General features: G+C 65.3%; 18 protein-coding genes. 4 read left to right on the top strand and 14 right to left on the bottom strand.

Annotated features, from left to right (window positions below; genetic code table 11):
- Nucleotides 1-222: 222 nt before the first annotated feature.
- From phbB to C8C99_RS09090, 4 genes are all read right to left on the bottom strand, one after another.
- Nucleotides 223-960: an acetoacetyl-CoA reductase gene (phbB, locus tag C8C99_RS09075; protein WP_056062618.1), complete on the bottom strand. Its 738-nt coding sequence runs from the start codon at nt 958-960 to the stop codon at nt 223-225.
- Nucleotides 961-1,210: 250 nt separating this feature from the next.
- Nucleotides 1,211-1,993, bottom strand: coding sequence for an EAL domain-containing protein (locus C8C99_RS09080; protein ID WP_056644669.1), 783 nt, complete (start codon nt 1,991-1,993; stop codon nt 1,211-1,213).
- Between the two features lie 271 nt (nt 1,994-2,264).
- Nucleotides 2,265-3,443 carry an acetyl-CoA C-acetyltransferase gene (locus C8C99_RS09085; protein ID WP_056644674.1) on the bottom strand — a complete coding sequence of 393 codons (1,179 nt, stop codon included), beginning with the start codon at nt 3,441-3,443 and terminating at the stop codon, nt 2,265-2,267.
- 76 nt (nt 3,444-3,519) lie between these two features.
- The gene (locus C8C99_RS09090) at nt 3,520-5,220 is read right to left on the bottom strand and encodes an alpha/beta hydrolase (RefSeq protein WP_108625552.1); all 1,701 of its coding nucleotides are present in this window, start codon (nt 5,218-5,220) and stop codon (nt 3,520-3,522) included.
- Between the two features lie 122 nt (nt 5,221-5,342).
- Here C8C99_RS09090 and C8C99_RS09095 point away from each other — a divergent pair, with 122 nt between their 5' ends.
- The gene (locus C8C99_RS09095) at nt 5,343-5,684 is read left to right on the top strand and encodes a hypothetical protein (protein WP_108627099.1); all 342 of its coding nucleotides are present in this window, start codon (nt 5,343-5,345) and stop codon (nt 5,682-5,684) included.
- Here C8C99_RS09095 and C8C99_RS09100 read toward each other — a convergent pair.
- The 3 genes from C8C99_RS09100 to C8C99_RS09110 all read right to left on the bottom strand — a co-directional run bounded on the left by C8C99_RS09100 (nt 5,604) and on the right by C8C99_RS09110 (nt 7,733).
- Complete coding sequence (locus tag C8C99_RS09100) at nt 5,604-6,509, bottom strand: polyphenol oxidase family protein (protein WP_108625553.1); 906 nt, start codon at nt 6,507-6,509, stop codon at nt 5,604-5,606. The two genes, C8C99_RS09095 and C8C99_RS09100, sit on opposite strands and share 81 nt — an antisense overlap.
- On the bottom strand, nt 6,506-7,174 hold the full coding sequence (gene maiA / locus C8C99_RS09105) for a maleylacetoacetate isomerase (RefSeq protein WP_108625554.1): 669 nt from the start codon (nt 7,172-7,174) through the stop codon (nt 6,506-6,508). Before maiA ends, C8C99_RS09100 begins: the two co-directional genes overlap by 4 nt.
- Before the next feature lie 103 nt (nt 7,175-7,277).
- Complete coding sequence (locus C8C99_RS09110) at nt 7,278-7,733, bottom strand: MarR family winged helix-turn-helix transcriptional regulator (RefSeq protein WP_043566498.1); 456 nt, start codon at nt 7,731-7,733, stop codon at nt 7,278-7,280.
- A gap of 129 nt (nt 7,734-7,862) precedes the next feature.
- Between C8C99_RS09110 and C8C99_RS09115 the strand changes: the two genes are divergently transcribed.
- The 3 genes from C8C99_RS09115 (at nt 7,863) to C8C99_RS09125 (ending at nt 9,465) form a co-directional block, all read left to right on the top strand.
- Nucleotides 7,863-8,558, top strand: coding sequence for a fumarylacetoacetate hydrolase family protein (locus C8C99_RS09115; protein WP_108625555.1), 696 nt, complete (start codon nt 7,863-7,865; stop codon nt 8,556-8,558).
- A 113-nt stretch (nt 8,559-8,671) separates the two neighbouring features.
- Nucleotides 8,672-9,223 carry an NUDIX hydrolase gene (locus C8C99_RS09120; RefSeq protein ID WP_056644690.1) on the top strand — a complete coding sequence of 184 codons (552 nt, stop codon included), beginning with the start codon at nt 8,672-8,674 and terminating at the stop codon, nt 9,221-9,223.
- Between the two features lie 8 nt (nt 9,224-9,231).
- Complete coding sequence (locus C8C99_RS09125; protein ID WP_108625556.1) at nt 9,232-9,465, top strand: DUF1737 domain-containing protein; 234 nt, start codon at nt 9,232-9,234, stop codon at nt 9,463-9,465.
- Nucleotides 9,466-9,520: 55 nt separating this feature from the next.
- Here C8C99_RS09125 and C8C99_RS09130 read toward each other — a convergent pair whose 3' ends face one another.
- From C8C99_RS09130 to C8C99_RS09160, 7 genes are all read right to left on the bottom strand, one after another.
- Complete coding sequence (locus tag C8C99_RS09130) at nt 9,521-11,815, bottom strand: penicillin-binding protein 1A (protein WP_108625557.1); 2,295 nt, start codon at nt 11,813-11,815, stop codon at nt 9,521-9,523.
- 118 nt (nt 11,816-11,933) lie between these two features.
- Entirely contained in the window at nt 11,934-14,021 is a 2,088-nt protein-coding gene (gene ligA, locus C8C99_RS09135; RefSeq protein ID WP_108625558.1) for an NAD-dependent DNA ligase LigA, read from the bottom strand.
- Entirely contained in the window at nt 14,014-14,559 is a 546-nt protein-coding gene (locus C8C99_RS09140) for a hypothetical protein (protein ID WP_108625559.1), read from the bottom strand. Before C8C99_RS09140 ends, ligA begins: the two co-directional genes overlap by 8 nt.
- A gap of 12 nt (nt 14,560-14,571) precedes the next feature.
- Nucleotides 14,572-15,687: a cell division protein FtsZ gene (locus C8C99_RS09145; protein ID WP_108625560.1), complete on the bottom strand. Its 1,116-nt coding sequence runs from the start codon at nt 15,685-15,687 to the stop codon at nt 14,572-14,574.
- Between the two features lie 16 nt (nt 15,688-15,703).
- The gene (smc, locus tag C8C99_RS09150) at nt 15,704-19,228 is read right to left on the bottom strand and encodes a chromosome segregation protein SMC (RefSeq protein ID WP_108625561.1); all 3,525 of its coding nucleotides are present in this window, start codon (nt 19,226-19,228) and stop codon (nt 15,704-15,706) included.
- A 261-nt stretch (nt 19,229-19,489) separates the two neighbouring features.
- Nucleotides 19,490-20,563 carry a diguanylate cyclase gene (locus tag C8C99_RS09155; RefSeq protein ID WP_108625562.1) on the bottom strand — a complete coding sequence of 358 codons (1,074 nt, stop codon included), beginning with the start codon at nt 20,561-20,563 and terminating at the stop codon, nt 19,490-19,492.
- Nucleotides 20,564-20,706: 143 nt separating this feature from the next.
- Nucleotides 20,707-23,772 (bottom strand): EAL domain-containing protein, encoded by a 3,066-nt coding sequence (locus C8C99_RS09160; protein WP_233247190.1) that lies wholly within the window; start codon nt 23,770-23,772, stop codon nt 20,707-20,709.
- Nucleotides 23,773-23,957 lie beyond the last annotated feature (185 nt).

Raw genomic sequence — 23,957 nt, forward strand, 5'->3', positions numbered from 1 at the left:
TGTGCAGGTCGATGACATTGCCGCACCGCACAACAAGCACAAAACATACCAATGCATGGGAGATATAGGAACTTCAGGCCAATATTTTCCAGGCGCACCGTAGCAAGGCCAGAGTTAATCTCTCGCAACCCTTGCAGGTCCCAACAAAAAACCCCGCATCTGCGGGGTTTTTTGTTGGGACCTTTTGTTGCTCCTGTGGCGACCAAAAAGGCCGCGCAAGCCTTAGCCCATGTGCAGGCCACCGTTGACCGAGAAGTCGGCGCCTGTGGCGTAACCGCCCTCTTCCGATGCCAGCCAGGCAATGATCGAGGCGATCTCGCTGGGCTCGCCCAGACGCTTGACGGGCACCGTCGCCACGATCTTTTCCAGCACGTCCGGGCGGATCGCCTTGACCATGTCCGTGCCGATGTAGCCTGGGCTGACCGTGTTGACCGTAACGCCCTTGGTGGCCAGCTCTTGCGCCAGGGCCATCGAGAAGCCGTGCATCCCTGCCTTGGCGGCGGAATAGTTGGTCTGCCCTGCCTGGCCTTTTTCGCCGTTGACCGAGCTGATGTTGATGATGCGGCCCCAGCCCTTTTCCACCATGTCAGACACCACTTGCTTCGTGACATTGAACATGCTGTTGAGGTTGGTTTCGATAACGGCGTCCCAGTCTTCGCGCGACATCTTGAGGAACATGCGGTCCCGCGTGATGCCGGCGTTGTTCACCAGCACGTCGATGGTGCCGTGTTCCGCCTTGGTCTTGCCGAAGGCTTCCACGGTGGAATCCCAATCACCCACGTTACCGACCGACGCATAAAACGTGTAGCCCAGGGCCTTTTGCTCGGCCAGCCACTTGGCGTGGTCCCGTGTCGGGCCGCAGCCAGCGATGACCTTGAAACCTTCCTTGTGCAGGCGCTGGCAAATGGCGGTACCGATGCCTCCCATGCCACCGGTGACATACGCGACTTTTTGGCTCATGTGATTTCTCCTTGTTAGTGATTGGCTCAGGACCCACTCTACCGAAGAAATTGGGCACTGCCGTGAAGGAAAACACTGAAGCCCTTTCCTTTTTGACATATCCGCATGCGTCACACCATTGACGCCAGTCAAGCCTAGCGGCGCGTCACCAATGTGGTGCCTGGGGGCTCAACAAATTCAGGCAGCCGCCCGGCGATTGAGAGCTGAAGAGCCTCGCAAGGGCAGCCCTTGGACTGCAGGCCGCTGCGGGCTAGACGTGCCGCGGCGCCAGTGGCAAAGACTCCCATCCCGGCTTGGCAAACAGATAGCCTTGCTGGTAGCAAACGCCCACCGATTGCAGATAGGCGGACTCAGCCGAGGTTTCAATGCCCTCGGCCACAATGTCGATGGACAAGCGCTGACACACCAACACGATGCCGCACACAATCGCCTGACGCACGGGGTCTTGGTCAATGTTGCGAATCAGCTCCATGTCGATCTTGAGCACATGGGGCTGGAATTGAACCAGCATGTTCAGCCCTGCATAGCCCGCACCAAAGTCGTCGATGGCCGTGATGAGACCCTGGCGCCGGTATTCATTGAAGATGGACTTGAGGTGGGCACCGTTGGTGACCTGCTCACCCTCGGTCACCTCGAACATGATGCGGTCGTGCGGGAAATCGAATTCCTCAGCCGCCTCCATCGTGGCGCGGATGCAGGTCTCGGGCCGGTACACCGCATTGGGTAGAAAGTTGATGCTCAGCCGGCAGTCCGGCAAGTTGGCAAGCCCCAGGCGCGACGCCAATTCAATCGCCTTGACGCGGCACGCCTGGTCAAACCGATAACGGTTGGTGTCATCCACCCACGACAGCACTGTGCCAGCCGACTCACCACCCACACCACGCACCAGCGCCTCGTAGGCAAACGGACGATTCAACTCCAGATTCATGATGGGCTGAAAGGCCATTGTGAAGTCGAACGGAAGCTGCGTCTTGTCACGACAGGATTGACAGCCCACGGGTTCGAAGGGTTGGGCAAAAATGGTCGCGGTCATGGGAAAACATGGTACCGCACCATGGCAAACTTGCGGCCCTTCAGCGCCCGTGCAGAGCCTTCTGGAGGCTGCACACATCCCTGGGCTGAGGGGCTGCTATCCGGTGATGGAACTCCCAGACGATCTGCTGAAGACCTTGGGGCAGCTTTCTTCACCCAACAGGCCAACACACCCATAAAAAAGGCCGCATATCCATGCGGCCTTTTTGCTGTCACTGCCAGCGTCTTTAGTCAGCACGGCAAGGGCGCCGCCTCCAACGGGGCCCTGGGGCTCAACGCTCCACAGCCAGAGACACCCCCATGCCGCCACCGATGCACAGCGCGGCCAAGCCCTTCTTGGCGTCACGGCGCTGCATTTCGTGCAGCAGCGTGACCAGAATCCGGCAACCGGACGCTCCAATGGGGTGACCGATGGCAATGGCGCCACCGTTCACATTCACCTTGGCGGGGTCAATTGCCAGCTCCTTGTTCACGGCGCAGGCCTGGGCGGCGAAGGCTTCGTTCAGCTCGAACAGGTCCACATCGGCCGCGTTCCAGCCTGCACGCTGCAGGGCCTTGCGCGAAGCCGGCACGGGGCCCATGCCCATGGTGGCCGGGTCCAGGCCGCTCGTGCCAAAGGCGGCAATGCGGGCCAAGGGCTTGAGGCCGAGGGCAGCGGCCTTCTTGGCGCTCATCACCACCACGGCGGCGGCGCCGTCGTTCAGACCCGATGCGTTGCCCGCGGTCACGCTGCCCGCCTTGTCAAACGCAGGGCGCAGGCCTGCCAGTGCTTCTGCGTTGGTCTTGCGGTTGAGGTATTCGTCAGTGTTGAAGAGGATGGGGTCGCCCTTCTTCTGCGCCAGGCTCACACCCACGATTTCATCGGCGAACTTGCCTGCGTCTTGCGCAGCGGCTGCCTTTTGCTGGCTGGCCAGGGCCAGCGCATCCTGCATGTCGCGGGTGATGCCGTACTGCTTGGCCACGTTTTCCGCCGTGATGCCCATGTGGTACTGGTTGTACACGTCCCACAGGCCGTCCACGATCATGGTGTCCACCAGCTTCCAGTCGCCCATGCGCTGGCCGTCGCGCGAGTTGGGCAGCACGTGCGGTGCCAGGCTCATGCTCTCCTGGCCACCGGCCACGACGATCTCGCTGTCACCCCAGGCCACGGCCTGGGCGGCGAGCATCACGGCCTTGAGGCCGGAGCCGCATACCGCATTGATGGTGAGCGCGGGGGTTTCCTTGGCCACGCCTGCTTTCATGGAGGCCTGGCGCGCGGGGTTCTGGCCCACGCCAGCCGCCAGCACCTGGCCCATGATGACTTCACCGATCTGGTCAGACGACAGACCCGCGCGTGCGATGGCTTCACGAATCACGATGGCGCCGAGTTCGGTCGCGGGCGTCTTGGCCAGCGAGCCACCAAACTTGCCCACAGCGGTGCGAGCGGCCGAAACGATGACGATGTCTTCCATGGAATGTCCTTGTGGTTGGAGGTTGTTCGGTACGGTAGGTAATTCTCGCAGTGCTGAAAGTCAGGACTTTTGCGTATCAGGCTTTCTGCTTGACGTAGCGACCGGGCGCGGGCTCGATGGCCTTGAATTTGGTGCCTTTGCCATAGGCCTTGGGCGCCGCAATTTGCTTGCCCGCGTGGCCCTTGAGCCAGCCCGACCAGTCGGTCCACCAGCTGCCTGGGTGCTCGGTGGCGCCCGCCAGCCATTGGTCCAGCGTGGCGGGGAACTTGCCATCGGCGCGAACCCAGTGGCTGCGCTTGCCCTTGGCGGGCGGGTTGATCACCCCGGCGATATGGCCCGAGGCACCCATCACAAACCGCTTCTTGCCGGGCAGCGCCTGGGTGGACGCATAGGCAGCCGTGGCCGGCACGATGTGGTCCTCGCGCGAGCCGTAGATATACACAGGCAGATCGAGATTGCCCAGATCCAGCTTTTCGCCGCACACGGTGAGCTTGCCCGGCTTGACCAGGTTGTTCTCCAGATAGAAATTGCGCAGGTACCAGGCATAGAACGGCCCCGGCAGATTGGTGCTGTCGCTGTTCCAGTACAGCAGGTCGAACGGCGGTGGCGTTTCGCCCTTGAGGTAGTTGCCCACCACGTAGTTCCAGACCAGATCGTTGGGGCGCAGGAAGCTGAAGGTGGACGCCAGGTCGTGCCCCTTCATCAGCCCGCCATTGCCCATCTGCATCTCACGGAACTTGACGAACGCCTCATCAATGAACACGTCGAGGATGCCGGTGTCGGTGAAGTCGATCAGCGTGGTGAGGAAGGTCGCGCTGGCCACGGGCTCGTCACCGCGCGCGGCCAGTACGGCCAGTGCGTTGGAGAGGATGGTGCCGCCCACACAAAACCCCAGCGCATTGATCTGCTCGGCGCCGGTGATGTTCTGCACCACGTCGATGGCGGCCATGGCGCCATCTTCCACGTAGTCGTCCCACGTTTTGTGGGCCAGGCTGTCATCCGGATTGCGCCAGCTCACCACAAAGGTGCGATGGCCTTGTTCGACGGCGTAACGGATCAGCGAGTTCTCTGGCTGCAGGTCGAGGATGTAGAACTTGTTGATGCAGGGCGGCACCAGCAGGAACGGGCGCTCGTACACCTTGGCCGTGAGGGGCTTGTATTCGAGCAACTGGAACAGCTCGTTCTCGTACACCACCGCGCCTTCGGTGGTGGCCACGTTGCGGCCCACTTCGAACAGGCTTTCGTCGGTCATCGACACATGGCCCTGCGTGATGTCATGCAGCAGGTTCTGCATGCCTTTGGCGATGCTCTCGCCCTTGGTCTCGATGGCCTTCTTTTGCGCCTCGGCGTTGAAGGCGAGAAAGTTGCTGGGCGCCATGGCGGCCATCCACTGCTCCACACCAAAGCGAATGCGGGCCTTGGTTTTTTCATCGGCCTCCACCGCCTCGGCCAAGCCCATCAGCGTGCGGGCGTTGAGCAGGTAGGCTGCGGCAGAAAACGCCGCCACCGGATTGCTGGCCCAGCCTTCACCCGCAAAACGCTTGTCCTTGACCTCTGGGGTGCCTTGCAGGCCTTTGGCCCACAGCTCCTGGGCTTCTTTGATGTACTGCTGCTGCAAGGACTGCAGCTTGTCTTGCGACAGCTTGAGCGGAGTCGCCGTGGGTATCTGCGCACCCAGGTCCAGTTTCTGAAACGATTGCAGTGCCTGAGACCAGCTTTGCCCGAAAATCTGCTGGAACTGCTGGGCGCTCTCGGCCCAGGGTGATTCAGAAGTCATGCTCATTCCTCAATGGTTGGTCGCTCGCAGCGGCTGGGGCCTGATTTTTGTTTCGCAGCTTCATTGTTGCCCACCCCATGGTGCATGGCAACGAATTCAACGCTTTCAGTACACACAAATCAATGTACCTCATCGTCATCGCCTGGACCTACGTCACGCTCATGATGGCGGTGGCCGAAGCCACCAGCCCACAGGGCACCGTGCTGGGCGCCCTCATCACCTTCGCGTTGTACGGCCTGCTGCCCATGGGCATTCTGGTCTACATCCTGGGCACGCCTTCGCGCAAGCGCAAGATCAAGGCGCGAGAGGCGGAGGAACAGGCCGCGTACGACGCGGAGCAGGCCGCAGCCCGCATGGCCGATGCGGGCGCCGAACCCGCTGCGTCAGCCGCGCCAGATGCAGGCGGCAAAACGCCCGCTGCCGCCGAGGGCAGCGCTGTCGCGGCGGTGCGAAAAGAACCGTGAGGCCTGCGTGACGGTGCACCAGGGTGCGGTGCCGTCATTGCCGTAGATGTGGGTGATGCCCATGGCTTGCAAACGCAGCCGGGCCAGCCCTGCCAGATCGCACAGGTACTTGCCCGGTGCATCGGGCCGCGCCACAAAGCACTGAGCGGTCGCAGCGCCCTGGGCACCCGGGACGTCGCAGAACGCTGCACGCACCTCCGCCCCTACCTCGAAAGCCGTGGGGCCGATGCAGGGGCCCAACCACGCTAGCGTGTGGGCCGCAACCTCTGAAGCGTACTGATAGTCAGGCGCCAATGCTGCATTTTTGATAGTTGCACCGGCAGAATGCACTAGCGCTTCATGGCAAAAATGCTTGAAAACCGATTCCAGCACGCCCAGCCCTGCGCTCCCGGCCAGTCCGCGCCAGCCGGCGTGGGCTGCAGCCACCACCTGGCCTGAGCGGTGAGCCAGCAACACGGGCAAACAGTCGGCCACCATGATGGTGCAGACGGCGCCGGGCGCACGGGTCACGCAGGCGTCGGCTTCTGCCCCGTCGGGGGTGCTCGCATCCAGCTGCAGCACGCCATCGCCATGCACCTGGTTCAAGAACACCGCGCGGGCGCCCGGGGCTGTGGAATGCAATGCGGACTGCACGATCTGCCGGTTGGCGGCCACCGCCACCGGATCGTCGCCCACATGGGTGCCCAGGTTCAACTGCTCGAACGGTGGGCGGCTCATGCCACCCGTGCGCGTGGTGCACAGCGCATGCACACCCGGCGGCGCGGGCCAGTCGGGCACCAGCCAGTCTGCGTGCTGGTTTGGTACCGACGATGACACAGGCGTCACGCTTCGTTGTCCGGGCAGGCCGATGGCTGCGCCTGCTGGAACGCAGGCAGCGTCATGCAGGCGTCAAACGCTCCCATGGTGCGCGGCAGGCCGTCCAGGCTGACCTTGAAACGCTGGGCATTGAAGATCTGCGGCACCAGGCAGCAGTCAGCCAGCGTGGGCGTGTCGCCCCAGCACAGCACCGAGGGCGCCATGCCCTGCGCAGCGCGCTCTTGCGCCAGCAGGTCGAGTTGCCGCTCGAACGCCTCCAGCCCACTGCGCACCCAGTGGTGGTACCAGGCGTTCTTGGCATCCTCGTCCACCTTCAGTTCATGCACCAGGTACTTGAGCACGCGCAGATTGTTGATGGGGTGGATTTCGCACGCCACCATCTGGGCCAGTGCGCGCACCCGGGCTCGCGCCAACGGGGTGGCGGGCAGCAAGGCGGGCGTGGGGTGGGTTTCGTCCAGGTATTCGATGATGGCCATGGACTGCGACAGCGCCGTGCCGCCATCGGTCACCAGGGTGGGCACCAGCGCGTCCCCGATGCGGCCCGCGTAATCGGGGGCCTTGTGCTCGCCCTTGACCAGATGCACAGGCATGTAGTCGTAGGGCAGGCCCTTGAGCTGCAGCGCAATGCGCACGCGGAACGAGGCGGAGGAGCGGAAGTAGTTGTAGAGCTGCATGGCGGAGCGGTGCCTGGGGTCGGTCAAAGGAGGAATGAAGCTTGTGCGGCACGATGCCGACAGGCCAGAAAAAGAGTGCGCCCGGCGACCAAGGGCATCCCCGTCAGGCGCCCGAGGTGCCCGCCGGGTCCTGGTGGTTGTAGACGACTTTGGAGAGCAGCACCATCAGATCGGCGCTTTCCTGGGCGGTGAGCGGTGCCGTGAGGCGCTCCTGCACGCGCTGGGCGGCATCGCGCATCTGCAGGGCGGCCACTTCGCCTTCGGGCGTGATCCACAGCAGCTTGCGGCGGCGGTCGCGGGTGTCGGGCTCGCGGCGTATCCATCCGCGCTTTTCCAAGCGCCCGATGACTGACCCCGAGGTGGCCGCATCAAACGCCACGCGGGCGGCCAAGGTGACCTGATCTTCGCCCGGCTGGGCCAGCAGTTCGTGCAGGATGGCGAACTGCACCGGTGTCACATCAAATCCGGCCGTCTCTTCCATGAAAAGTGCCACGGTCCGCTGGTGGGCGCGGCGTACCAGGTGGCCCGGCGTGTTGTGGAAATCGAAGCTCTTTGCCATGGCCGCCAGTGTAGCGCCCCACAGCAGAAGACCCGCGCCCATGGCACACTGCCACACCGAGGCGTGCACGGCGTGGCGCCCGCGCTTTTGACGGCATCCCCAGAACCCCAGAACAATTGAAAGGCAGACATGAGCTACGTGTTTTCTCCCGCCCCCGTGGTCAGCGTGCCCGTGGTGGGCAGCGGCGAGCGCTTTCCGGTGCACCGCATCTACTGCGTGGGCCGCAACTACGAAGAACACGCCAAGGAGATGGGCTTCACCGGCCGCGAACCGCCGTTCTTCTTCATGAAGCCCGCTGACGCCATCGTGGTGGTCAACGGGGGCGAAACGGGCCAGCTGCCCTACCCCAGCCTGACGGCCAACCTGCACCACGAGATCGAGCTGGTGGTGGCCATTGGCAAGGGCGGCAAGAACATCCAGGCCGCCGACGCGCTCAGCCACATTTACGGCTACGCCGTGGGCCTGGACATGACGCGCCGCGACCTGCAGAACGACATGAAGAAGCAGGGCCGTCCCTGGTGCATCGGCAAAGGCTTTGACGCCAGCGCTCCCATCGGCCCCATCACCCCGGTAGCGCAGGCAGGTGACGTGGCCAACGCGCCCATCTGGCTGCAGGTCAACGGCGCAGACCGCCAGCGCAGCACCGTGACCCAGCTCATCTGGAACATTGCCGAGACCATCGAGCACCTGTCGGCCGCGTGGGAGCTGCAGCCCGGCGACCTGATCTACACCGGTACCCCCGAAGGCGTGGGCGCCGTGGTGCGTGGCGATACGCTCGAAGGCGGCGTGGGCGGCCTCACGCCTTTGCGCCTGACCGTGGTCTGAAGACCACCGGGCGGCCCCGCCGCCCGGCCAGGCGAATGCAACGCTACGATTTTAATAGCCGGTAGCGCATATTGCACTAGCGCTACCGGCTCATTTGACCCTCAAACCCCTGCATGACTTACCGCAGCCCCATCAAACATTGCCGCGCCTGTGGCACCGCCGTGGTGTACCGCCTGCCGGACGACGGCGACACCAAGCAGCGCGCAGTGTGCCCCGCCTGCAACACGGTGCACTACGAGAACCCACTCAACGTGGTGGGCACGGTGCCCGCGTTGCCCGATGGCCGCATCCTGCTGTGCAAGCGCAACATCGAGCCGCGCTGGGGCAAGTGGACGCTGCCCGCAGGCTTCATGGAACTGGACGAAACCACGGCCCAAGGGGCGGCGCGTGAGACCGATGAAGAGGCTGGCGCGCAGATCGAGATCGGCCCCCTGTTCAGCCTGCTGAACGTGCGCCGCGTGGGCCAAGTGCACCTGTTCTACCGCGCCACACTGCTCAGCGACCAGTTCAACCCAGGCTACGAAACCATCGAGGCGCGGCTGTTTACCGAAGACGAGGTGCCCTGGGACGAGCTGGCCTTCCGCACCGTCAAGGAAACGCTGGAGTGCTACTTTGCCGACCGCAAGGCGGGCACCATGGGCATGCACTTCATCGACATCGAATAGGCTCGGCCATGACGGTTGCCACCTCGATAGCATCACCCGCCTCCACCACGCAGGCCAGCGTGCCGCCGGATGGCCTGCCCGCCTACCGCCTGCTCACCGGTCCCGATGACGCCAGCTTCTGCCGCCGCGTGAGCGATGCGCTGGCGCTGGGCTATCGGCTGTACGGATCTCCCGCAGCCACCTTCAATGGGCAAAACGTGATCGTGGCGCAGGCCATCGTGTGGCCTGGCGCGGCAGGCTGACTGCCTAGCCAGCCCCTTAGCAGCAGGCCGCGTGCTGAACGCGCGCCTCGGTCGTTCATTCGCCCCCTACCCGCTCTTCTGGAGGCACCGGTGGAGAGACAGAACCCGGTGGGTCGATAGTGACCGGCGGCAGCCCCCCCGCGCCCGCAGGCCGGGGCGGCATGCCGGGCACCGGAGCCTGCTGAGGGTCGGAGCGGAACAGGCCACGAATCCAGTCGCGCATGGTGCCCAGTGAGCTGTCGGGCGGTGGTGGCGGGCTGGTGTCGAACTCGTCCACAAACCGGTCGTTACCGTCGATCACCTTGTTGCGGATGGCCTGCTGCATGAACTCGCCCACCATGGGCAACGCACTGCGCGCGCCCTGCCCCCAGTAGTCGCTGCGCAGCGTGATGCGCCCGTCGTTGAAGCCTGCCCAGGCGCCCGCCACCACGCGGGTGTGCATCAGGATGAACCAGCCATCGGTGTTGTCTTGCGTGGTGCCGGTCTTGCCCGCCACGTCGGCCTGGATGCCATAGCGCGTGCGGATGGCCGTGGCCGTGCCCCGATCCACGGCGCCGCGCATGGTGTTGCGCAGGGTCTGCGCTGCCCGGGGCTGGAAGACCTCTTCGGGCACGGGCTTGGCAAAGGTCTCCAGCACCTTGCCATTGCGGTCTTCGATGCTGGTGATGAGCACGGGCTCCACATAGCGGCCCAGGTTCACGATGCTGCTGTAGGCCGAGATCATTTCCTTGAGCGTGACCGGGCTCGTGCCCAGCGCCAGGGACGGTACCTCTTCCAGCTTGGACTGCCGCACGCCCAGGGCGCGCGCCGCCTCGGCCACGCGGGCCGGGCCCACCTGCTGCATCACCTGCGCGGTGATGGTGTTCTTGGACAGCGCCAGGCCATCGGCCAGCGTCATGGGCTGCTCGCTGGGTAGGCCACCATCGGTGGGGCGCCAGACGCGGCCACCGCCCAACGGGATTTCGACCGCGGTGTCCATCAGGGTGTCTTCGGGCGTGGCGCCGTTGGCAAACGCAGCGCCATACACAAACGGCTTGAAGGTAGAGCCTGGCTGGCGGCGCGCTGCCTGCACGTGGTCAAAAGGGTCTTGTGCAAAGTCGCGGCTGCCCACCCAGGCCAGCACATGGCCGGTGACCGGGTCTTGCGCCAGAAAGCCCGCCTGCACACGCGTCTTTTCGGCGCGCAGCTTGGCCATGAAGGCGGCGTCGTCCAGCAGCGCCTTCAGCGCGTCGTCGGGCGTGTCGCCCTTGTCCACGGCCGCACGGTACTCGGCGCTCTCACGCACCAGGGTCTGCACCAGCTCGTTCTTGGGGCCCCAGCCGTTGCGCTGCGACCAGGCCGTGTCGGCCACACCTTGCAACTGCCGGCCCTGCCGCGCCACCGCCTGGTTGGCATAGGCCTGCAGGCGCGAGTCGATGGTGGTGCGGATCACCAGTCCGTCCGAATACAGGCTGTAGCCCTTGCTGTCGGCCCAGTCGATGAGCTGCTTGCGCAGCTGGATCGCAAAGTGCGGCGCCGGGCCCATGACCTCGGTCTGGCGTTCAAAGTTGATACGCAGCGGGCGTTTTTGCAGGGTCTCGAACTGCTTGGCATCGAGCTTGCCGCGCTTGAGCATCTGCGACAGCACCGTGTTGCGGCGGGCCTGTGCGCGCTCAGGGTTGAGCACCGGGTTGTAGTAAGCCGTGCCCTTGAGCATGCCGATCAGCGTGGCGCTTTCCAGCACGTTGAGCTTGTCGGCCGACTTGTCAAAGTAGGTGCGCGCGGCCATCTCGATGCCGTAGGCGTTGTAGAGAAACGGCACGGTGTTGAGGTAGGTCTCCAGGATTTCGTCCTTGGAATACGACGCCTCGATCTTGAGCGCAGTGATCGCCTCCTTGAGCTTGCGCGTGAGGGTGCGCGAGCGGCCGATTTCCTCCGGGAACAGGTTGCGCGCCAGCTGCTGGGTGATGGTGGAGCCGCCCTGCGGGTCCCCGCGCAGCGTCAGCACCACCGACGACGCCGTGCGCCGCCAGTCCAGCCCGAAGTGCTTGTAAAAGCGGTGGTCCTCGGTCGCTATCAGCGCATCAATCACGTTGGGCGAGATCTGGTTCAGCTCCACCCACTCGCGGTTGGCCCAGCGGTATTCGGCCAGCAGCTTGCCATCGGCCGACATGAGCTGCGCCGGCAGCTCGCTCTTGGCCTTGCGGATGTCGCTGATGCCGGGGGTGAAAGGCACCAGCGCCAGCGTGAACACCAGCAGCGCAGCGGGCACGGCCACCACCGTCCACAGCAGCAGGCGCCGCACGGGCTGGGGAACCCAGGCCAACAGGCCCGCCATGCGGGCCCGGAAAGAAAGCAGCCACTTGTGCATCAATGAATCGCCGGGAAATAAAGGGTCGCTTCAGGACCGCCCCACCAGGGGCCGGCCAGGAAGGAGAAAGGGAATGGAGAACGCAAAAACAGAGTCGGGCATGGTGCACCGTGCTCCGTCAGACACCTTGGCCTGACAACAGTTCCAGCATGCCGGCTTCGTCCAGCACGGGTACGCCCAGTTCCTGGGCCTTGGTCAGCTTGCTGCCAGCTTCTTCGCCCGCCACCACGTAGCTGGTCTTTTTGCTGACGGAGCCGGCCACCTTGGCGCCCGCGGCTTCGAGCATGTCCTTGGCTGCGTCGCGGCTGAGCGTCGGCAAAGTACCGGTCAGCACCACCGTCTTGCCCGCCAGGATCTGCGGGGCACGCTCGGCCACCGGGCCTTCGGGCCAGGTCACGCCGCAGGCACGCAGCTGCTCGACCACTTCGCGGTTGTGCGGCTGTTCAAAGAAGGTGCGGATGGCCTTGGCCACAATGGGGCCCACGTCGTTGACGGCCAGCAGCTGCTCTTCCGTCGCATCCATGATGGCGTCGAGCACTCCAAAATGCCGCGCCAGGTCCTTGGCTGTGGCCTCGCCCACGTGGCGGATGCCCAGGGCAAACAAGAAGCGCGGCAGCGTGGTCTGCTTGGATTTTTCGAGCGCCGCCAGCACGTTCTGGGCGGATTTCTCGGCCATGCGCTCCAGCGCGATGAGGGACGTGAGACCCAGCCGATACAGGTCGGGCAGTGTGCGGATCACGTTGGCGTCCACCAGCTGGTCCACCAGCTTGTCGCCCAGGCCCTCAATGTCCATGGCACGGCGCGCGGCAAAGTGCAGGATGGCTTCCTTGCGCTGCGCGGCGCAGAACAGGCCGCCGGTGCAGCGGTGGTTGGCCTCGCCTTTTTCGCGCACCACGGCGCTGCCGCACACGGGGCAGGCTGCGGGCATGCGGAAGTTGGGAACATAGCCCGTGCGGTTGCCGGGCATCACGCCCACTACCTCGGGAATCACATCGCCCGCACGGCGCACGATGACGGTGTCGCCCACGCGCACGCCCTTCTTGCGGATCTCGAACAGGTTGTGCAGTGTGGCGTTGGTGACCGTGACGCCACCCACGAAAACGGGCGCCAGGCGCGCCACGGGTGTGATCTTGCCGGTGCGGCCCACCTGCACATCGATGCCTTCGATCTTGGTGGCCATCTCCTGCGCGGGGTACTTGTGCGCCACGGCCCAGCGCGGTTCGCGGGTCTTGAAACCCAGGTCGCGCTGCAACTGCAGAGAGTTGACCTTGTAAACCACCCCGTCGATGTCGTACGGCAGCGCATCGCGGCTGGCACCCACCTGCTGGTGAAATGCTACCAATTCAGTAGCACCTACCGCAACCTGCACCTGCGCTGCCACTGGGAAACCCCATGATTTCAGCGTCTGCAGCATCTCGTAGTGCGTGCGGAACACCGGCCCGCCTTCGGCCGGCGGAGTGATCGCTCCCAGGCCGTAGGCAAAAAAGCTCAGGGGCCTCTGGGCGGTGATGTTGGAGTCCAGCTGGCGCACCGCACCCGCTGCCGCGTTGCGCGGGTTCACAAAGGTCTTGCCGCCCTGCTCCCGCTGGCGCTCGTTGAGTGCGTCGAAGTCGGCACGGCGCATGTAGACCTCACCACGCACTTCAAGCAATGGCGGCACGCCCTCAGGCAAGGTCAGCGGAATCTGGCGAATCGTGCGGATGTTGTGCGTCACGTCCTCGCCCACCTCACCGTCACCGCGTGTGGCTGCCTGCACCAGCCGGCCATTTTCGTAGCGCAGGCTCATGGCGAGGCCGTCAAACTTGGGCTCGGCCACGTATTCGATGGCGGGGTCGGCGTCGGTCAGGCCCAGCTCGCGCCGCACGCGCGCATCGAAAGCCTGCGCGCCCGTGGCCTCGGTATCGGTTTCGGTGTGGATGCTGAGCATGGGCACCGTGTGGCGCACGGGGGCCAGGCCGTCCATCACTGCACCAATCACACGCTGCGTGGGCGAATTGGGGGTGACCAGATCGGGGTGCGCGGCTTCGAGCGCCTGCAGCTCGCGGAACACGCGGTCGTATTCGGCATCGGGCACCGTGGGCTCGTCCAGCACGTAGTACTGGTGGGCCCATTGGTTGAGCTGGTCGCGCAGTGCTTTGATTTTGATAGCTGGTTGCGCTTTATCCACGGACGCTGGGGCCGAAAAAAGGTCAGATTGTTCAGTCATGGCGGGGACTGCGCTCGAAATGCCTCTGATAGAAGCCGATGTATCGTGTGCCCACTTGGAGGCAGGTGAGTTGCGCGTACTTCAATCGAACGGTTTTTTCAGCCCATTTTCCGATTCCATTGAACGAGCGAAACTCCACTTGTGCATCTGTCGCCCGCAACGAGCGACCCAGCGCAAACTCAGGCGACGGCCCCAGCTCACGCTCCAGAATCATCAGAGGGTAATGCTGCGACAGTTGCTCGATGATGGTTTGCCATGAGTTCAATTCAAAGGAGGCCGAGAACTGGTGTCCTGGACGTATTCCCTCACGCTTTAACAGCCTCTCTTGAAACTCATCGGTAGCAGTCCGCCGTACGTCCGTGATGTCCGAGCGACGCAAGACCATCAGGCCATCTATCTGGAAGTCATAGACATACTCCAGCACCAACAAACTGTCTGAAGCTCCGACGAGAAAACCTTGGATTCCGTGATCGTCAACATCGTGCCGATGAACGGAAATGAGGCTTTTCGCCCTAAGGCAGCTTGTCAGCGACTGCATTTTGGATTCAGCTCAGCTGAACAGCCGCCGCGCCAGCACGGAGCCCGCCGACAAGTCGCGTCCATCCAGCTGGTCATACAGCAGCTCCAGGTCGGCAGCAATCGGGTCCATGGCCATCGCGGGCAGCGGGGTGCCGTTCTGGTCGCAGAGCACGCCGTCCATGGCCTGGCACAGGGCGGCGGCCACGTCGCGCAGGCGCGCAAAAGGCTGCTCGGTGCGGTGGACCTGGGCGACATCCAGGCTCAGCGTGATGTCGCGGATGGCGGACTGGTCCGGGTCGTCGGCCAAGGCGGCCTGGGTGTCGTAGCCCAGCGTGAGCAAGGGCGGCAGGCCTTGCGTGCTGGCGGGCAGCACCAGGCGGCCGGGCATGGCGCCGGGCACAAAGCCCAGGCGGGCAGCGTTCTGCTGTACGTAGCCAGGGCTCCACGCGGCCTGGCGGGCGCGCAGCATGAACATGAGCTGGGCATCGTGGTCGCTGGCGAACTGGTCCAGTTCGCGGGCGCGGGCCACTTCCTGCAGCATGTCGGGAAAGTCGGGGGCGGCGTTGATGGTGTCGGCAAAGGCCTGGGCCTTGACCACGAACTCGGAGAACTCGATTTCGTTGAGCGCGCCCATGCGGTTGGCCAGTTGCACGCCCGCCTGGAAGGACTGGTAGCGCTGACCGGGGGCCGGGGTTTCCCACTGCTGGGTGGCTTCGTTCAGGCCTTCAATGGCAAAGGGCTTGCTGCCTGCGCGGCGGGTGGGTGGCAGTGCGGCCAGGGCGGCGTCGCCGGACACCACATGCTCGGGCTGCAGCGCGGCGATCACGTCGATCAGCGGGTCCAGCCCCGGGCGGCGTTCGGGCGAGTACGGTGGCACGGGCAGTTGCAGGGCGTCGCCCGCGTCCACGGTGTGTTCCGACGGCTCCGGCCCCCGGTCCAGACCGTGGAACTCGCTGGGTGGCATGGCACCGGCCGCGCCCGCATCGAAGCCGGGTTCCAGGCGCTGCGCGGGCTCTGCCGCCGGGTCATGCTCTGTGGGCAGGGCGCGCTTGGGCGCGTTGCGGCGCGAGGTCCAGGTGTTGTAGGCCACGATCAGGGCCAGCACCAGGCCACCGATGATGGCCAGACTCAGTTGCAATGTGCTCATGTTTGAATGAATGGGTTCAAGCGTCCACCATCGAGAGGGCCGACTCCATGTCCACCGCCACGATGCGCGACACGCCCTGCTCCTGCATGGTCACGCCGATCAGTTGCTCGGCCATTTCCATCGCGATCTTGTTGTGGCTGATGAACAAAAACTGCGTGCCCTTGCTCATGCTGGACACCAGCTTGGCATAACGTTCGGTGTTGGCGTCGTCCAGCGGCGCGTCCACCTCGTCCAGCAGGCAGAACGGCGCGGGGTTGAGCTGGAAGATCGCAAACACCAGCGCGATGGCCGTGAGCGCCTTTTCGCCGCCCGACAGCAGGTGGATGGTCTGGTTCTTCTTGCCGGGCGGCTGCGCCATCACCTGCACGCCCGAATCCAGAATTTCGTCGCCGGTGATGATGAGCTTGGCCTGGCCGCCGCCAAACAGCTCGGGGAACATGCGGCCAAAGTGCGCGTTCACGGTGTCGAAGGTGCCCGACAGCAGCTGGCGCGTCTCACCATCGATCTTGCGGATCGCGTCTTCCAACGTGTTCATGGCCTCGGTGAGGTCGGCGGTCTGCGCATCGAGGAACACCTTGCGCTCGCTGGCCAGCTTGAGTTCATCCAGCGCGGCCAGGTTGACGGCGCCCAGCGCCGTGATCTCGCGGTGCAGGCGATCAATTTCGCTCTGCAGGCCACCAATGCGCACGTTGCCCTCCTCGATGGAGCGGGCCACGGCTTCGAGATCGGCCTGGGCATCTTGCAGCAAGGTGGTGTACTGCTCCAAGCCCAGGCGCGCGGCCTGTTCCTTGAGCTGGAATTCGGTGATGCGCTGGCGCAGCGGGTCGAGCGCGCGCTCCAGCTGCATGCGGCGTTCATCACTGGCGCGCAGCTTGGTGGTCAGGTCGTCGTATTCGCTGCGCTGGGCACCCAGGGCCTTCTCGCGCTCCATCTTCACTTCTAGCGCGGCCTGCAGACCACCCTGCGCGGCGGCATCGGACAGGCGGGCGAGTTCGTCGCGCGCACGCTGCTCCTCGTCGGCCAGTGCCTTAGCCTGCTGGGTGGCGGTTTCGATGGAGCGGTTCAACTCGGCGCGGCGCGCCTCCATGCTGCGCTGTGAGAACGTGGCTTCTTGCGCCTGGCGCTCCAGCGTGCGCTGCTGTTCGCGGCACGCGGTGAGCTTGCGTTCGGCCTCGATCACCTTGTCGCCCAGTTGGGCCTCGCGCTCCTGGCTGTCGGCCAGTTGCATGTCCAGCTCTTCAAAGCGCGCCTCGGCCGCCACACGGCGCTCCTGCAGGTCGGCCAGCTGGGCCTCGACCTCAGCCAGGTCGCCGTCGATCTGTGCGCTGCGGGCGCGGGTCTGCTCGGCCAGTTGCGTCAGGCGCAGGGTTTCGACCTGCAATTCGTGCGCGCGGCTCTGGGTTTCGGTGGCTTCGCGGCGGGCCGCCACCAAGCGCTGCGAGGCGTCGGCATAGGCGGCCTCGGCGCGGACCAGGGCAGTGCGCGACTCTTCAGCAATCAGGGCCTGGGCGCGCAGTTCTTTTTCGAGGTGTTCGATTTCCTGCGCGCGGGCCAGCATGCCGGACTGTTCGGAGTCCTGCGCATAGAAGCTCACGCTGTGGGCGCTGACCGCATGGCCTGTGGGCACAAACACCACTTCGCCGGGCTGTAGCGTGCTGCGGCGGGCCAGGGCTTCGTCCAGCGTGGGCGCGGTGTAGCAACCCTGTAACCAGTCCACCAACACGGCACGCAGGCCCGCATCGTTCAGGCGCAGCAAGTCGGACAGGCGGGCGTGGGGCGACGATGTTTCGGGGTGACCCGCAGCGGGGGCGCTGTAGAAGGCCAGCCGCGCGGGCGGTGCGTCATTGCCGCCCGAGCCCAGGAAGCCACGCACCATGTCCAGGCGCCCGACTTCCAGCGCCGCCAGGCGCTCGCGCAACGCAGCTTCGAGTGCGTTTTCCCAGCCGGGTTCGATGTGGATGCGGCTCCACAGGCCTTGCAGGCCATCGAGGCCGTGCTTGGCGAGCCACGGGCGCAGTTTGCCGTCGGTCTTGACCTTTTCCTGCAGGGCCTTCAGGGCCTCCATGCGGGCCGACAGCTCGGCCTGGCGCGCGCTTTCGGTATTCACGGCCTGCTGGCAGGCGCGGCGGTCTTCGTCGAGCTGGGGCACGGATTCCTGCAGCTCGTGCAGGCGGGCCTCGGTGGTTTCAGCGATCTCCTGCGCTTCTTCGAGCTGCTCGCGCAGGTTGGTCAAGCGGGCTTCGTCGGGCGCGGCCAGCGCATTGCGGTCGGTGCGCAGGCGCTCAAAGCGGGCGTCGAGCTGGCGGCTTTGTTCGTCAAAGCTGCGCTGCTCGGCGGCCAGCACGCCAATCTGCTGCTGCACCTGCACCACGCTGCTGCGCTGCTCGGCCGTGCGGCTTTGCGCCTGGCGCAGGGCGTCTTCCAGGTCGGGCAGCTGCATGGCCTGCTCTTCCACCTGGGCGGCCAGCAGTTCGGCACGCTCCTCGGCATCCACGCCCGCACCGGCCAGGTTTTCCAGCTCCACGTCGGCGTCTTCCTTGCGGGCCTGCCACTGGGCGATCTGCTCGGCCAGTTGCACCAGGCGTTGCTCCACGCGCTGGCGGCCCTCGACCACGTAGCGGATCTCTGCTTCGAGCTTGCCGACCTCGGCCGTGGCTTCATACAGCCGGCCCTGGGCCTGGTTGACCTGGTCGCCCGCAGCGTAGTGGGCCTGGCGGATGGTTTCAAGGTCGGACTCGACGGCGCGCAGGTCGGCCATGCGCGATTCGAGGTCGTTCACGGCCTGCAGACCATCGAGGCGCACCTTGTTCTGCTGCTCTTCGGCCTCGGCCCGCTTCAAGAACCATTGCTGGTGCTGCTTGAGCGTCGCGTCTGCGTGCAGCGTGTTGTATTTGGCAGCCACCTCGGCCTGCTTTTCGAGCTTTTCGAGGTTGGCGTTCAGCTCGCGCAGGATGTCCTCGACCCGCGTGAGGTTCTCGCGCGTGTCCGAGAGACGGTTTTCGGTCTCGCGGCGGCGCTCCTTGTACTTGGAGACCCCGGCGGCCTCTTCGAGGAACAGGCGCAGTTCCTCGGGGCGGCTTTCGATGATGCGGCTGATGGTGCCCTGGCCGATGATGGCGTAGGCGCGGGGCCCCAGGCCCGTGCCCAGGAACACGTCCTGCACGTCGCGGCGGCGCACGGGCTGGTTGTTCAGGTAGTAGCTGCTGGTGCCGTCGCGCGTGAGCACGCGGCGCACGGCCACCTCACCGTATTGGCCCCACTGGCCACCCGCACGGTGATCGGAGTTGTCGAAGACCAGCTCCACACTCGCGCGGCTGGCCTGCTTGCGCGTGGTCGTGCCGCTGAAGATCACGTCCTGCATGCTCTCGCCGCGCAGCTCGCTGGCCTTGCTCTCGCCCAGCACCCAGCGCACCGCATCCATGATGTTGGACTTGCCGCAGCCGTTGGGGCCCACCACGCCGACCAGTTGCCCGGGCAGCATGAAGTTGGTGGGTTCAGCGAACGACTTGAAACCGGAGAGCTTGATCGAGGTAAGACGCACGGATCAGATGGCGGATAAAGGCAGGAGGGACGCGGGGGTCAACCAGGGCGCCGGTGCGCAGTCCCGGCGTAAAACACACCGGCAGGGCCGGGTGTGGGCAAGGCCGGAATGATACCGCGCCGCCTGCCCGGCTCCGTGGCCCTGCGGTCGCCAGGGGAGCCTGGGGATGCTCTCTACCAAAAAATCGAGCAAAAACCGCCTGATGCGGTAGTGCAACATGGTTTGTTTGCTATCAAAATTGATAACCCAAAACCACCCGCCTTATGGCAGCACACACACCTGGTTACGCCCGCCCGACTTGGCCTGGAACAGGGCCTCGTCAGCGCGGGCCACGGCCTGGGGCAGATGCTGGAGCGCAGCGATCTCACAGGCGCCGATCGACACGGTGAGCTGCTCGGGCTCGGTGATGCCCTCCACCGCGCGGCGCAGTTTCTCGGCCACCTTCAGCGCGTCGGGCAGCGCGGTCTGCGGCAGGCAGACCAGAAACTCCTCGCCGCCCCAGCGGATGATCTCGTCGCCGCGCCGCAGCGCATCGGTCAGCACCCGGGCCACGGCCTGCAGCGCCTGGTCGCCTGCGTCGTGGCCAAAACGGTCATTGATGCTCTTGAAACGGTCCAGGTCCAGCAGCAGGATGGTCGAGGCAGGCTCGAACAGCGAGGCGCGGTACACGCGCCGGTCGATCAGGTCCACCGCATGGCGGTTGAGCAGCCCGGTGAGCGCATCGTGGTAAGCGGCGCGCTGCAGCTCCTGGCGCTCGGCGGCCACGGTCATGAGCGAGCCGAACAGCTCGGCCAGCCCGGCAAACAGGCTCACGCCGACCTCGTCAAAGTAGCCATCACGGTCGGCATACAACACAAAGATGCCGCTGTAGCCATTGAAGGTGGAGGCAATGGGCAAGGCCAGCACATGGTGAATGCCGTGGTGGCGCGCCGCCTCGCGCCAGGGGCCAAACGGTGAGAACTGCGACACCGTGAAGGGGCCTGCAGCCTTACCGTCCAGCGTGGTGAATGCTGGGCCGATGCGGGTGAGCAGGTTGCGCTCGATGTTCAGCGACTCGGCATAGGCGGCCGCCGGGCCTGCGTACACCTGGGGGCGTATGGTGTGCGTGTCGGTCGGGCCAAACCAGGTCCAGGCCAGGCGGACATGAGACGTGACATCCACGATGGCTTGGCACACCCCGCGAATGATCTCCAGCTCGCTGCGCCCCAGGATCAGCTTGGCCGAGCGTTTGAGCAGCATCTCGGCAATCACCGAGCGTTCGCGCTGCGCGTCAAAGTCCTGCGTCGATGGCGCCAGGGGCATGGGTGCGGGCGGCGAGTGCTTCTTGAAAAACATGGAGGTGGCGGCGAACAGGCGCCTGCATCATAGGTGGCTCAGCCAGCCTGCGAGCACAAAGGGTTTCCAAAAGGATCTCCGTTCCCGCATTGCCTCCCAGACACCGTCCGCAGCCACCTGCACCCGGCGCGGGCCTGGCGTCATCAAACGCTCCCGTCCAGTGCGCCATTGGTGCGGCGTACCAGCGCCTCGAACTCGTCCACCGCCACGGCGGGACTGAGCAGGTAGCCCTGCCAGGCGTGGCAGTGGTGACGCTCCAGAAACTCGCGCTGCGCCTCGGTTTCCACGCCCTCGGCAATCACGCGCAGGCCCAGGCTGGTGCCCAGCGCCACCACGGTGCGCGCAATCGCTGCGTCGTTGGGGTCGGTGAGTACGTCGCGCACAAAGCTCTGGTCGATCTTGAGCTGGTCCAGCGGCAGCCGCTTGAGATAGCTCAGCGATGAATAGCCGGTGCCGAAGTCGTCGAGCGAGAAGCCCACGCCGTACCCCTTGAGCTGGCCCATCTTGTCGATGGTGTCCTCCACGTCCTGCAGCAGCAGGCCTTCGGTCATCTCCAGCTTGAGCTGGTGGCCGTCGGCCCCCGCGCCCGCCAGCGCCGCCAACACCTGGGCGACAAAACCGGTCTGGTGGAACTGCCGTGGGCTCACGTTGACCGCCAGGCTCAGCAAGGCCAGCTCGGGCTGCTGGGCCCAGGCCGCCAAGCGGCGGCAGGCCGCCTGCAGCACCCATTCCCCCAGCGGCAGGATCAGGCCGGTTTCTTCGGCCAGCGGGATGAAATGTGCGGGCGATATGAAACCATCGCGCGGATGCCGCCAGCGCAGCAACGCCTCGGCCCCGGTGATGCGGCCATGGTCGATCTGGGGCTGGTAGTACAGCTCGAACTGGCCCTGCGCCAGGCCCACCCGCATGTCCAGCTCCAGCGTGGCGCGGGCGCTGACCACGGCCTGCATCTGGGGGTCATAAAAGCGCAAGGTGTCGCGCCCCGCATTCTTGGCCTGGTACAGCGCCAGGTCGGCGCGCTTGAGCAGTTCGTCCACCGTCTCGCGGGTGCCGCTGTAGAGGGTGACACCCATGCTCAGCGAGCTGTGGTGTGCGTCGCCATCGATCTGGTAGGGCTGGCGCAGCACCCCCAGAATGCGCTGGCCCACGTCTTCGGCGCGCGCGGCGGCTTCCTCGGGGCTGTCGCCCAGGTCTTCCAGCACCACGACGAATTCATCGCCGCCCTGGCGGGCCACGGTGTCGTCCTCATGCACGCAGCTGCGCAGGCGGTGTGCCACCTGCAGCAGCAAGGCATCGCCCCGGTCGTGGCCGCGGGTCTCGTTGACGGTCTTGAAGTTGTCCAGATCCAGCATCAGCAACGCGCCACTGCGGTGGTGGCGCGCGCTGGTGGCCAGCGCTTGCTGTAGCCGATCCATGAGCAGGCGGCGGTTGGGTAACCGGGTAAGGGGGTCGTAGTACGCCAGCTGGTTGATCTCTTCCTCGGCGGCCTTGCGCTGGCTCAGGTCCTCCATCGTGATCAGGCGACCCCCGTCGACAAAGATGCCCGATATCTCGACCGGCTTGTACTTGCCATCCGCGCAACAGATCGTGTACTCGGCCAACGGGATCACACCCAGGTGCTTGGCGTCCAGCAGCCTTTGGCGAATCGCATCGCGCTCCGCAGCATCAGGGTAGGCGCGCTGCCACCAGGTGTCGGTGTCGGGCACCTCCTCCTGGGTGTAGCCGCAGATCTGGACATAGCGCTTGTTGCGGAAACTGATGAGCCCATCGTCCTGCACCAGGCACAGGCCCATGGGCAGGCGCTCCAGGATGCTGCGCAGACGCTGTTCATTGGCGCGCAGGTTTTCTTCCATGCGCTTGCGCCCGGTGATGTCCTGCACCACGGCAATGTGGTAGCCGGGCGCGGAGCCCGACGTCCACATCGACGACACCGTCAAGTCGCCCCAGACCTCGTGTCCGTCCTTGTGGATATAGCGTTTTTCCAGCCGGTATTCGGGCACATCGCCGCTCTGCAGCCGTCGGGCATGGGCCAGGTCCGCCGCCAGGTCGTCCGGGTGGGTGAGGCTCTGAAAGGTCATGCCCACCAGCTCCTGCGGGGTGTAGCCCAGGATGTCAGCGTAGCGCTGGTTGACGCGCACGAACTGGCCGGTGGATGAATCCACCTGGGCGACGCCCACGGTGGCCTGGTTGAAGAGCGCGCGAAACCGTTCTTCGCTCTCGCGCCGCGCCTCGTCGGACAGCTGGGCACGCACCAGTGCCAGGGTGCGCTGGCGCACCAGCAGGGCCACGGTGGAAGCCAGCAGCAACGACACCAGCGCAGCAGCCAGCCCCGCCAGCCAGGGCAAGCGCGTTTCGGACGCGGTCAGGAACGACCGGGTCGGGTAGAAGGTGAGCTGCCAGCGCCGGTCATGCACCGCCAGCTCGCGCACCAGGGGCTGTGCGCCGGGCAGGCCCTGGGCCGTCGGCTCCAGCAGGGTGCGCACGGCGGTGTCATTCGAGTCGGTGCGTATGGGCCCCAGGTCCACCATGGAGACGGCGATCCCATTCAGGAACCCCTGGCTGCCAAGCCCCTGTACCAGGTCATAGACCCGCAGCGTGGAGGCCACCGCCCCCACAAAACGCTGCTCTGCCGTGCCCGCCGTGGGGTCGAACACCGGCACACGGATGACGATACCCGCGCGGTGCGCGCTTTCCTGCAGCAGGTCAAACGGGGCGGACACCACGGTCTGCCCGCTATCACGGCTGTAGCGCATGGCCGCGAGGTTCGTGGGCTGGGCGCTGATGTCCAGCCCCAGCACGCTCTCGTTGCCAAACAGAGGCCAGAGGTACTCGGCCACGAAATACTCGGCACGCTCGCCAGGCGGGTGAATCTTGAACTGGGGGAAGCCTTCGGGTGACATCGAGGTGTCGGCCCGCACGCGGGCCTCGTAGGCCTCCCTGTCGCGCCCCGGCACCCAGCGCGTGAAAGACAGATTGCGCACGCCGGGGTAGCGCTGGCCTACCTCCATCTCGCTGGCGGCACGTTCAAAGTCCAGGCGCGACAAGCGGGGGTTGGCGGTGAACAGGCCACGCAGGCCATTGACGACCTCGGTGTGCCCGGCGATGCGCTGGCTCAGCGCCTCGGAGAACGCGCGCGTTTCCTGGGTAAAGCGGGCTTCCTCGATCTGCGCCATCGACGCGGCCTGGTGCTGCGCGAGCCAAAGACTCATCAGCAGCCCCAGGACGGCCACGCCCACGCCTGCCACCCAATGCCGATAGCGGCTTGGGAGTGCCTGGGCAACCTGCGGGGACGGGGTGAAAGAAGTCAGAGACGCACCTTTGCGCTACCCGCCAGACATCCGGCCGGACAGCATGGGAATTGCGCAGGATAGCGGCAATCCTGCCCCTGTGGGGC

Origin of the sequence: Acidovorax sp. 107 (assembly GCF_003058055.1) — a bacterium.
Taxonomy (GTDB): Bacteria; Pseudomonadota; Gammaproteobacteria; order Burkholderiales; family Burkholderiaceae_C; genus Acidovorax.